The organism is Streptococcus dentiloxodontae, from assembly GCF_053206925.1.
On record NZ_JBRUHR010000019.1, the window covers coordinates 29,916 to 41,655 of the forward strand.

Consider the following 11,740-nt stretch of genomic DNA (forward strand, 5'->3'; position numbering starts at 1 on the left):
AGTAAAGTGAGGAAACTATGTCGAAAATTGTTGAATTACCAGAAGTTTTGGCTAATCAAATTGCAGCCGGTGAAGTTATTGAACGACCTGCCAGTGTCGTCAAAGAATTGATTGAGAATGCCATTGATGCTGGTGCTAATCAAATCACTGTTGAAATTGAAGAGTCAGGTCTTAAATCCATTGCTGTGATTGATAATGGTGAAGGGATGACCAGCAGTGATGCAGCTATGAGTCTGCGGCGTCACGCTACCAGTAAGATAAAACAGCAGGGAGACCTCTTTCGGATTCGGACTTTAGGTTTTCGAGGAGAGGCTTTGCCCTCTATCGCTTCAATCAGTCAGATGACTATTATAACGGCTTCGGCTGATGAAAAAAGCGGTACTAAGTTGATTTCAAAAGGCGGCGTAATTGAAGAACAAGACGACTTTGCAGCTCCCAGAGGTACCAAGGTTATTGTAGAAAATCTTTTTTACAATACGCCTGCCCGTCTAAAATATATGAAGAGTTTGCAGGCAGAGCTGGCTCATATTATTGATGTGGTTAATCGCCTTAGTTTAGCACATCCCCAAATCGCTTTTGCTTTAGCAAATGATGGCCGTGAATTGGTTAAAACAAGCGGAACAGGTGATTTGCGTCAGGCTATTGCTGGTATTTATGGTATTAACACGGCTAAGAAAATGGTGGAAATTTCAGCTGTAGATCTTGATTTTGAAGTATCAGGCTATGTTAGTTTGCCTGAATTAACACGAGCCAATCGTAATTACATTACCCTTTTGATTAATGGGCGTTACATCAAAAATTTCCTGCTCAATCGTGCTATTTTGGATGGTTATGGCTCCAAACTGATGGTAGGACGTTTTCCGATTGCTGTGATTGATATTCAGATTGATCCTTACCTTGCTGATGTCAATGTTCATCCAACCAAACAGGAAGTTCGTATTTCTAAAGAAAAAGAGTTAATGCGATTGATTAGCTCCGCCATTGCCCAAAGTCTAAAAGAACAGGATTTGGTGCCAGATGCCTTGGAAAATTTGGCAAAATCCAGCACTAGGGGAGCTCAGAAACCAGAGCAGACTAGTTTGCCTTTGAAGCAAACCGGCCTTTATTATGACAAGGAACGTGGGGATTTCTTTATTAAAAACGATGGGCTAGCTGAGAATCCGATGCCGCCTCAAACGTCTGAATCTCAAGATATCCAACAGCCATCTTCAAGCAGTTCTGTCAGATATGCTCAGCGTCACGCCATAAATCAGGAAAATCAGCTAGAACACGATCACGTGGATTTTCAAAATAAGGCTAAAGTTAATCGTTTAATTGATCGTTTGGAAAAAGAGGAAACGTCAATTTTTCCGGAGTTAGATTATTTCGGACAGATGCATGGGACTTACCTTTTTGCACAGGCTAGAGAAGGCCTTTATATCATTGACCAGCATGCCGCACAAGAACGTGTCAAGTATGAATATTATCGTGAAAATATTGGGGAGGTCAATGATTCTCTGCAGCAGTTATTAGTCCCTTATCTTTTTGAATTTTCGCCATCAGATTTTCTTAATCTTCAGGAAAAAATGCCTTTACTTAATCAGGTTGGTATTTGTCTTGAACCCTATGGGGACAATACCTTTATTCTTCGTGAACATCCTATCTGGATGAAAGAAGAAGAAATAGAGTCTGGTATTTATGAAATGTGTGATATGCTGCTTTTGACCAACGAAGTGTCAATTAAGAAATATCGTGCAGAGCTGGCCATTATGATGAGTTGCAAACGCTCCATCAAGGCTAATCATGCCCTAGATGACTATTCTGCGCAAAATTTACTCGTCCAGCTGTCTCAATGTAAGAATCCTTATAATTGTCCGCACGGCCGTCCGGTCTTAGTGCATTTTACCAACGGTGATATGGAAAAGATGTTCCGACGTATCCAGGAAAACCACACAAGTTTGCGAGAATTAGGGAAGTATTAACCATTATGTTAAAGGATTTGTCTAGGGAATACCGTCCGTCAATCTGCCGTAAACTGAGGAAGTCAACATGACAATCTTGGAGGAATTATCAAACAAGAACGAACAAAAAGATAGGACACACAGGAAGCTTTGGTGAATGCGCTTGATGTTTCTAGGTAAACTATTCTGAATTGGGAAGAGGGACAGGTACTGCCAGACAGTGTGAGTTTGGTAAAACTTGCACTATATTACCAGCTATCATTTGACGAGCTGCTTGGTTTAAAGATGGCAATGAAAACGGTAGCGCCTATGGAGAAAATCTGCTGTTTTATTGGGATTTTGGGTCACTATCAGCAGCAATATTGTGATTCCTATGCTTGCATTGACCAAATAATTAGTAATGAGGTCACAAGATAAACAGATGCAGCATGTTTTAGTTTAGCTCTTTTTAGGGGATGTCAAGCATAAGACCGATCATTTATGGCAGACTATTATTCCGTATTGTTTGAAAATTTTTTGACATTTTGCTGTTTACCATTACCTAATTTTAAATCCGTCTAAAAAGGCGGATTTTTTGATATAATGAAAAGGATATTGTTGCAAAGGAATTTATCATGTACGATTACATCAAAGGAATACTTACTAAGATTACTGCCAAATATATTGTAGTAGAAGCTGCCGGTATCGGTTATATCATTAATGTAGCCAATCCTTACAGTTTCTCCCAACAAATGAATCAGGAGCTGCAAATATATTTGCACCAAGTAGTTCGTGAAGATGCTAACCTTTTATTTGGTTTTCATAATGAGACTGAAAAGACAGTCTTTCTCCAACTTATTTCGGTTTCAGGGATTGGCCCCACTACTGCACTTGCTATTGTTGCTGTGGATGATAATGATGGGCTGGTAGCTGCTATTGACAATAGCGATATTAAGTATCTGACGAAGTTTCCAAAGATTGGTAAGAAAACGGCTCAGCAAATGATTTTGGATTTAGCTGGTAAATTTGTAGAAGTCTCTGCAGAAAATAGCAAAGCGGTTAAAATAAAAACAGCAGAAAACGAACAATTAGATGAAGCTATGGAAGCTCTTCAAGCACTAGGTTATAAAGCTGCAGAGCTTAAGAAAATTAAAGCTTTCTTTGAGGGTACAAATGAGACCGCAGAGCAGTACGTTAAACAAGCATTGAAAATGCTGATGAAATAAGTACTGTGAACATCACTATAAAAGCAAGTAATAATGTGATAATAAGCATATACTGCGATTTATTGGTTTCAAATATTATTTTATTTTCTGATCTGATATAAGAAAGGAATGACTATGACAGCACGCTGTGGCTGGGTTAAAATGACCAACCCTTTATATGTTTCTTATCATGACAGAGAATGGGGTAAGGCACTCCATGATGATCGTGCCTTATTTGAATTGCTCTGCTTAGAATCTTATCAAGCAGGCCTTTCTTGGGAGACTGTGCTGAACAAGAGGGCTGCCTTTAAGACTGCTTTCTGCAATTATGAGATTTCTAAAGTTGCTGCTATGACAGATGCGCAGTTGGAGGACCTTTTACAGAATCCAGATATTATTCGCAATCGAGCTAAGCTTTTTGCAACTCGCACCAATGCACAAGCTTTTCTTAAAATTCAAGATAACTACGGTTCTTTTGATCATTATATTTGGTCTTTTGTAGCTAATCAGACAATTGACAACCCTGTTATCAATTATAAGGAAGTACCTGCCAAGACACTTCTTTCCGAAAAGATTTCTAAAGAACTTAAAAAGCAAGGGTTTAAATTTGTTGGACCGGTGTGTGTTTACTCTTTTTTGCAGGCAGCGGGATTAGTTAATGATCATGAAGTGGGTTGTGAATTTAAATAAAAGCCGAGTCAACTTATAAAACTTTAAAGTATAATACCCTAATATGAACTCTAAATTAAGGTATTATAATGTACAGTATAAACTAACTTTTTACTATCTGGTCTAATATTATAAAATACCAATACAAAAAAGGAGAGAACAATTATGATAAACCTATTTAATAAGTTTAAAAAAGAGAATCAGTCTCAAACAGCGGATTCATTAGTTAATATGGATGAGCTGGTGAATAGTTATCAAACGGTTGATAATACAAATATGGAAACCTCTGAGGAACAAGGCTATATCTTATGTTTTAAACCTATCACAGATGAAGAAGAGATAGAAACCGAGTTTGAACTAGAAATATCAGAGATAGATTTTGAAACATTAGATCCGCAGAATGATGGGTTAATACATTTATTTGTGTCTGATGAGAACGAAGCTCAAAGGATAGGGGATATTTTATCTGAACAGTTATCTGTACGGGATAATTGCCGTTATATATGGGTTGGCGTTCCTTATCCTAATGAGGACGTATAAAAAACTCCTATTTGAAGCTAGTTTTGGGCTTCAAATAGGAGTTTTTTTTACTTAATTAGAGAAATTCGTATTCAATTTCGGAGCAATTACGCTCACAGAGCAATCCCTTTTTAACATTTTTTCTTAGATTAGCACATAGTACCCAGTACCCAAAATCATCATTAGTCAATTCAAAAAAAGTTGATGTTTGGCGTTCCAGCTCCCACATGCTAATCTCAGGGTTCTGTTTCAAAGATTCAAAGATAGCAACCATAGTGTCTGGATCTCTAAAATAATATTTTAGTAATTTAGTAGGGGTCGGAAATAACTGCATAAATGACACTGCTTTTATTTCTTTTTTTAAAGGAATCAGCTTTGATACTTTAAATGTAGTATGTTGAAATGTTTTGAAAAATTCATAGTAATGAATTCTGTAATAAATGACTAATAAATCATTTATCTGTTCATGAGTTAGATTAGAATTTTTGGCAATCCAATCTCTAAGTCCTCCTCGATCCCGTCCATGGGCAGGTATTCCGTTTTCAGATACAATGCTTTCAATGGAAAGCTCCCCTTGCTGTAAAAGAGCTAGTACATCCCTAACATCTTCTGATTGATAATCCACTCCTGTAACAAGCTTGCTAAATTGTTCTTTTAGCATCGCTTTTGTCAATTTTATAACCTTATATTGTTCTTTTTCCATAAGGTAACTATACCAAAAAAATAGGGACACTGCAATCCTGAAATATAGCAGTAGGTCTTCTTGAAAAGAATTTAGAAATTGTTCATGGATTTCAAAGACAGCAAAATAAACCCAAATCCTCTAAATATTTAACCTAACTAGGTTTAGTAATAATTCACTAGTGTTGTTCTCCTAAAAAGAGTATCTTAGCATATAGGAGTGATTACTGGTTTAGCTAATCATAAAACCCTTGAAGCAGAACTAAAAAGATTGAGATCTGTTTACACAAACCTCAATTCTTTAACTAATTATTTACATAGTTACTGCTAAATTTAAATTAATTGGTTTTTTTCTTGAATCCGAAGAAAGCTGCCACTGCTACTGAAAAAGTTCCTATAAGAGTCACATAAGCCGATACTGTAGATTCTTCCCCAGTACTTGGAAGAGTAACAGTTTGTCCTGATGCATCTGTTCCAGTCATAGAACCATCTTTATTAACTGAAAATCCAACTGATTCTGCAGGGACAGTTTGAGTAGAGCCATCAGACTTTTGAACGACAACTTGCCCCCCACTACGGGTTCCAATAATAGTTTGATTACCAGCGATTGGAACTGAAGGTGCATTATTCTCTCCGTTGTTTGCTGTATTTGCTTCAGCATTTGATGTTGATGACGTTGATTTAGTTGAACTTGGGTCAGAACTAGATGAAGAAGATGATCCACCGTTAGATTGATTTGAAGAGGCAGAAGTTGAGGAAGCCGACGTTGAAGAAGCAGATGTACTAGAAGAAGAGCCACTGCTAGAATTAATTGGATTGGTTCCATCGTTTATGGCAGAAGAAGAGCTTTCAGGCACACTTGATGATGAAGGAGTTGTTGTTGAAGAGGGAACTATTGAAGAGCTGGTAGAGGGAATAGCATCATCTCCACCGACCGTTGTTGATGGACTACTGCTAACACTGGCGCTAGATGTGCTAACACTGCTGCTTGATGTAGGTACTTGCGGAGTACCAGAGTCAGGTGTAGGCTCATCGGCGAATATGGAAATTGATGTTAATCCAATTGCTATAGCTGTTAAAGCAGCACTGCAACGTAAAATTACTTTTTTCTTCATACTTAATAACCTTCCTTTTTAAATTACTTTTAACCTACATTATAAAAAAAAGTTTGAGAAGGAAGGAACATAGAGTATTTGACAGAATTATTTTGATGCTATCGTAGATATTAATTGTCTATATTGAGGGTTTTGCTTTAAAGAAATATTATCTGAATTAACATTTATTTTGGATTTGAAATAATGATTTAGGTTTTAATTTTTAAATATAATAATATTTCCTGTTTTGATATCATACAAATTTTTATCTCGTCTTTTCGATCGTACTCCGCACAATTCTAACCATGAGCTAACACGTGTTGGAATATAATCATATACGACTCCAACCTCTTTTTCAATCTGTTCGACCGTGGCTCCTTGATTCATCATTTTTGTTACTTCTAACATTGTGTCCACATTTGTCTCTATATTCATCGAAACAAAACCTGGTGTTAATGATAATTGAGCAAAATCCATAAGAGTCATTGATTTTTTTAATTCCTCAATTATTTTCATGCGTGACATATATTTTTGTCGTAAAATAAGCACTTCAAAGTAGTGTAGTCTATAGTAGCACAGCAATACTTCGTCAGTAATTTGTGCAGTTATACCGCAGTCTTTTAATATTAATCTAAACGTATATTCTACACTTTTTTGTATTTTCAATCCCTCCATGGACAAGAGGGAGTAGAGAGAGTTGTAATATTCTTTCTGCATCAACTTAATAAGTTTTAACACAGATTCGTTTGTTATGTTGTACCTTAAAATAATTTCGTCCAAACGATTAATAATATCGTTAAACGTTAATGTGCTTACTTTAATCATATTGTATCCCCATCCCCATACCTATATTTTATCAGTTCTCTATATGGTGTCAAATTAAGTTAGTATTTTTGGGAGTAAAAAAATAAAATGTTTTTCCAGTTAACCTAAAGAGAAGAGACCTTTTTGATAATATATTTATTAATGAGAGAGTTGACAAAAGGTCTATTTTTTGTTAGTTTATAAACAAACAAAATTTTAAAGTATTGTTTGAAAAAATTACGAATAATAAGATAGGTGAATCAAATGAAAGCTGAACTCATTACTGTTGGAACCGAAATCCTAACGGGTCAAATCATTAATACCAACGCTCAATTTTTGTCTGAAAAATTAGCTGAACTCGGTATTGATGTGTATTTTCAAACAGCTGTTGGTGATAATGAGGGGCGCCTTTTGTCTGTTATTGACTTGGCCAGTAAGCGCAGTGATTTAGTTATTCTTTGTGGCGGTCTTGGGCCGACAGAGGATGATTTAACTAAACAAACCTTAGCTAAATTTCTGAATAGGAGTCTGATTTTTGATGATTTGGCCAGTCGAAAACTTGATGATTTCTTTGCTTTACGTCCTCAATATGCTCGCACACCAAATAACGAACGTCAGGCACAAGTGGTGGAAGGTTCAATACCTCTGCAAAACAGAACAGGGCTTGCAGTAGGCGGCATTCTTACGGTAAATAAAGTAACATATGTTGTTTTACCTGGGCCTCCAAGTGAGCTTAAACCGATGGTTAATGAAGAATTGGTGCCGCTTTTAGTTAACAATCAAACTAAGCTTTACTCTCGTGTGTTGCGTTTCTTTGGAATAGGTGAGAGCCAGTTAGCAACTGTTTTGTCCGAATTGATTGATCAGCAGACGGATCCGACCATAGCACCTTATGCTAAAATTGGTGAAGTGACCCTGCGTTTATCTACAAAAGCAAATACAAAAGAGGAGGCTGACACAAAACTTAATGCTTTAGAAAATAGGATTTTATCAATTCAAACATTAAATGGCCAATTCTTATCAGAATTACTCTATGGCTACGGTGAAACTAATAGCTTGGCGCGTGAAACTTTTGGCTTATTAAAAAAATACGGTAAGACAATCACAGCAGCTGAAAGTTTAACCGCAGGGTTATTTCAGTCAAGTATTGCTGATTTTTCCGGTTCTTCAGCAGTTTTTAATGGTGGATTTGTAACTTACAGTATTGAAGAAAAATCTAAAATGTTGGGGATTCCTTTGTCCGATTTGCAAAAACATGGTGTTGTCAGTGATTTTACAGCACAGGCTATGGCAAAAGGCGCGAAAGAAAAAACAGGAACTGACATCGCTATTTCTTTAACAGGTGTAGCTGGTCCAGACAGTCTTGAGGGACATCCAGCAGGAACAGTTTTCATTGGTATCGCCTTTGGAGGAGAAGTTTCTTCCATTAAAGTCAATATAGGCAGACGCAGTCGTTCAGACGTTCGCTATATCAGCACTCTACATGCCTTTAATTTGGTACGTAAAGCTTTAATAAAACAATAAAAATTGCTATAATGATATGAATTATCTCTAGGAAAGAAGAGGAAAATTAGTGGCTAAAAAAGTAAAAAAAACAGAAGAAATCACAAAGAAATTTGGTGATGAACGTCGTAAAGCACTTGATGATGCTTTAAAAAATATCGAAAAAGACTTTGGTAAGGGTGCGGTTATGCGTTTAGGTGAACGTGCCGAGCAAAAAGTTCAAGTAATGAGTTCTGGAAGTCTGGCATTGGATATTGCTCTTGGAGCGGGTGGTTATCCTAAGGGACGAATTGTTGAAATTTACGGTCCGGAATCCTCGGGTAAAACAACTGTCGCACTTCATGCTGTAGCACAAGCGCAAAAAGAAGGCGGGATTGCTGCCTTCATTGATGCAGAGCATGCACTTGATCCTGCTTATGCTGCTGCACTTGGTGTGAATATTGATGAGCTTCTTTTGTCACAACCGGATTCGGGCGAACAAGGTTTAGAAATAGCCGGTAAACTAATTGATTCGGGTGCGGTTGATTTGGTTGTTATTGATTCGGTTGCAGCCCTTGTTCCGCGAGCAGAAATTGATGGTGATATTGGTGACAGCCATGTTGGTCTTCAGGCTCGTATGATGAGTCAAGCCATGCGTAAGCTATCTGCTTCTATTAATAAAACAAAAACGATAGCTATTTTTATCAATCAGTTGCGTGAAAAAGTAGGAATTATGTTTGGTAATCCGGAAACTACACCAGGTGGCAGAGCACTTAAGTTTTACTCTTCTGTTCGTCTTGATGTTCGTGGTAACACTCAAATCAAAGGTACTGGTGATCAGAAAGACCAAAATGTTGGTAAAGAAACCAAAATTAAAGTGGTGAAAAATAAGGTGGCTCCGCCTTTTAAAGAAGCTTTTGTAGAAATTATGTATGGTGAAGGTATTTCCAAAACTGGTGAACTTGTTAAGATTGCAACGGATTTGGGTATTATTCAAAAAGCTGGAGCTTGGTATTCTTACAATAATGAGAAAATTGGGCAGGGTTCTGAAAATGCTAAGAGATTCTTAGCAGATAATCCAGAAATATTTGATGAAATTGATCATAAAGTGCGAGTTAAGTTTGGCTTAGTTGAGGCTGACTCAAGTGATGTGCCGGCAGAAGAACATGAAGATGAGGCAGATGATCTGGTTCTTGACCTTGATACTACTATAGAAATTGAAGATTAATCTTGAAGATTTATTAAACATTCAAGTAAAAGTGTATTAAGTTATAGATTTTCTGTGATGGGATTGATTTTAACTTTTTATTTCTTTTTCGAGCGATAAGTTTTTTGTAGGGAAAAGGTTGCAGAGTTTTAATCTGATTGTTATAAAGACTTTTGATAGACGCGGTTTCAGTATCTTTTTAGGTTATCTGATTAAAATAGGTCGCAAGACCTATTTTCTAGTTGAGGTCTTTGTGTTAAGATACTAGTATCATGTGACAGAAAGAGAGATTTGACATGATTAAAATTTATACAATTTCAAGCTGTACAAGCTGTAAAAAAGCAAAAACATGGCTGAATAATCATCAGCTTCCTTATAAAGAACAAAATCTTGGAAAAGAACCATTAACAAAAGAGGAAATTTTAGCTATTCTTTCTAAAACAGAAAATGGCGTTGAAAGTATTGTTTCATCAAAAAATCGTTATGCAAAAGCTCTTAATTGTGATATTGATGAACTTAGTGTTAGCGAAGTAATTGACTTAATTCAAGAAAATCCGCGTATTCTTAAGAGTCCGATTTTGATTGATGATAAACGTCTACAGGTTGGCTATAAAGAAGATGATATTCGTGCATTTTTGCCACGTTCAATTCGTAATGTTGAAAATTCTCAGGCTCGTCTTCGGGCTGCTCTATAATCCGCTATAACGTAAATTAATAACAGGATGATTTACGAAGATAACTGTACTTTTTAGAGACAGTTTGGTTAATAGTTGAAAAGATAAGCTTTCACACCCCTTGTCTATGTGAATTCATGTAGGCAAGGGTTTTTTATTTGTTTTCAGATTTTATAATCAAATGCTAATAAATAATATTGAAAGAAAAAACGACTTGTGATATAATTTTTTTAAAAATTAATCATAGGAGTTTGTAAGTGAAAGAAAGTTTTGGTCAGCGTGTACAGCGTTTGCGGAAGGAAAAGAATATTTCGCAACAAGACTTTTGCGGAGATGAAAGTGAATTATCCATTCGTCAGCTGGGACGAATTGAGAATGATGCTTCTATTCCTAATTTGGCTAAAGTCTATTTTATTGCCGACCAGTTAAAGGTATCAGTGGCTACTTTGACTGATGGAGAAAATTATGAATTGCCAATCAGATATAAAGAATTAAAACATTTTTTATTAAAGGTACGTTCTAATGGTAATCCGATAAAATTGAAAGAAAAAGAAGCCGCATTAACTGAGATTTATAATGTTTTCTATGAACGTTTACCCGAAGATGAAGCTCTGATTATTGATTGTTTAGATTATTCTATGAAAGTTGTCAAAATGGAAGATGCAGAATTAGCCACAGACATACTTCAAGAATATTTTGAGCAAGTTAAAAATAGAGAGCTTTATTCAACCAACGATCTAGTCATTATTGATTTATACTTAGTATCTGTTCAGGTCTCTAAGTATAATGATTTGATTTTTAATAAAGTAGAACATGATAAACTTTTTGACAATTTATTAAGTCAAGTACAATCTATTGATGTTGATAATCTCTTTCTAGTTAGAGAAATCCTTCTAGGCAATCTGGGTATGCTTATTGAATGGAGGGAATTGGATAAAATTAAACAAAATTTAAGTGCTTTGGAAGATATACTTGTCAAAACACAGGATTTTCAGCGTAAGCCTATCGTTGATATGCTTTATTGGAAGTATTTTTTACTGAAAAAAAGAGAAGATAAAGCAAAACATTTTCATCAATCGTCAATTCAATTTGCTTCACTTTTAAATGACCAATTTCTAATCCAACAATTGGAACGAGAGTGGGAAAATGATCAAAAAAATTTAAAATAGGACATTGATGTCCTGTTCATTTATCTTTATTGCCGTTACAATAATAGTATGAAAAAGATAAGTGAAAGGAGTTAGTCATGATCTTTTTAAGTGGATTATTTTGGTGGTACAACCGATAATTTTTATATAAAGTGTACAGTGATTGCTGTACACTTTTTAAATAAATATTAGCTATTTGAATATAATACGGCAAATTTCAAGTTGAAGTTAGCCACTTTGTAAAAACTCTCTGGGAGATTTGTAACCAAGTAGTTTCTTGGGATAGTTGTTCATCCAATTTTCAATGAATGCGACCAAAGAGCTGGTCGCATTTTGAG

At 35.9% G+C, this 11,740-nt stretch carries 11 protein-coding genes and 1 pseudogene; 8 read left to right on the forward strand and 4 right to left on the reverse strand.

Features of this window, described 5'->3' with window-relative positions; all coding sequences use genetic code 11:
- Positions 1–17: 17 nt before the first annotated feature.
- The 4 genes from mutL to ACVRZ8_RS08870 all read left to right on the forward strand — a co-directional run bounded on the left by mutL (position 18) and on the right by ACVRZ8_RS08870 (position 4,333).
- Positions 18–1,961, forward strand: a complete 1,944-nt coding sequence (gene mutL, locus ACVRZ8_RS08855) for a DNA mismatch repair endonuclease MutL (protein WP_447448964.1) — start codon at positions 18–20, stop codon at positions 1,959–1,961.
- A gap of 593 nt (positions 1,962–2,554) precedes the next feature.
- Entirely contained in the window at positions 2,555–3,145 is a 591-nt protein-coding gene (gene ruvA / locus ACVRZ8_RS08860; protein ID WP_447448965.1) for a Holliday junction branch migration protein RuvA, read from the forward strand.
- A gap of 114 nt (positions 3,146–3,259) precedes the next feature.
- On the forward strand, positions 3,260–3,814 hold the full coding sequence (locus ACVRZ8_RS08865; RefSeq protein ID WP_447448976.1) for a DNA-3-methyladenine glycosylase I: 555 nt from the start codon (positions 3,260–3,262) through the stop codon (positions 3,812–3,814).
- Between the two features lie 144 nt (positions 3,815–3,958).
- Positions 3,959–4,333 (forward strand): hypothetical protein, encoded by a 375-nt coding sequence (locus ACVRZ8_RS08870; RefSeq protein ID WP_447448966.1) that lies wholly within the window; start codon positions 3,959–3,961, stop codon positions 4,331–4,333.
- A gap of 55 nt (positions 4,334–4,388) precedes the next feature.
- Here the strand turns inward: ACVRZ8_RS08870 and ACVRZ8_RS08875 are convergent, their stop codons facing one another.
- The 3 genes from ACVRZ8_RS08875 to ACVRZ8_RS08885 form a co-directional block, all read right to left on the reverse strand.
- Positions 4,389–5,015 (reverse strand): hypothetical protein, encoded by a 627-nt coding sequence (locus ACVRZ8_RS08875; protein WP_447448967.1) that lies wholly within the window; start codon positions 5,013–5,015, stop codon positions 4,389–4,391.
- Between the two features lie 316 nt (positions 5,016–5,331).
- The gene (locus ACVRZ8_RS08880; RefSeq protein ID WP_447448968.1) at positions 5,332–6,108 is read right to left on the reverse strand and encodes an LPXTG cell wall anchor domain-containing protein; all 777 of its coding nucleotides are present in this window, start codon (positions 6,106–6,108) and stop codon (positions 5,332–5,334) included.
- A gap of 195 nt (positions 6,109–6,303) precedes the next feature.
- Positions 6,304–6,912 (reverse strand): hypothetical protein, encoded by a 609-nt coding sequence (locus tag ACVRZ8_RS08885; RefSeq protein WP_447448969.1) that lies wholly within the window; start codon positions 6,910–6,912, stop codon positions 6,304–6,306.
- 243 nt (positions 6,913–7,155) lie between these two features.
- On the opposite strand from ACVRZ8_RS08885, the gene ACVRZ8_RS08890 reads away from it, so the two are divergent.
- From ACVRZ8_RS08890 to ACVRZ8_RS08905, 4 genes are all read left to right on the forward strand, one after another.
- Entirely contained in the window at positions 7,156–8,415 is a 1,260-nt protein-coding gene (locus ACVRZ8_RS08890) for a competence/damage-inducible protein A (protein WP_447448970.1), read from the forward strand.
- 49 nt (positions 8,416–8,464) lie between these two features.
- Entirely contained in the window at positions 8,465–9,601 is a 1,137-nt protein-coding gene (gene recA, locus ACVRZ8_RS08895) for a recombinase RecA (RefSeq protein WP_447448971.1), read from the forward strand.
- Between the two features lie 275 nt (positions 9,602–9,876).
- Positions 9,877–10,275: a transcriptional regulator Spx gene (spx, locus tag ACVRZ8_RS08900; RefSeq protein WP_447448972.1), complete on the forward strand. Its 399-nt coding sequence runs from the start codon at positions 9,877–9,879 to the stop codon at positions 10,273–10,275.
- A gap of 236 nt (positions 10,276–10,511) precedes the next feature.
- The gene (locus ACVRZ8_RS08905; RefSeq protein ID WP_447448973.1) at positions 10,512–11,423 is read left to right on the forward strand and encodes a helix-turn-helix domain-containing protein; all 912 of its coding nucleotides are present in this window, start codon (positions 10,512–10,514) and stop codon (positions 11,421–11,423) included.
- A gap of 207 nt (positions 11,424–11,630) precedes the next feature.
- Here the strand turns inward: ACVRZ8_RS08905 and ACVRZ8_RS08910 are convergent.
- Positions 11,631–11,740: pseudogene (locus ACVRZ8_RS08910) on the reverse strand (IS30 family transposase); the annotation flags it as partial.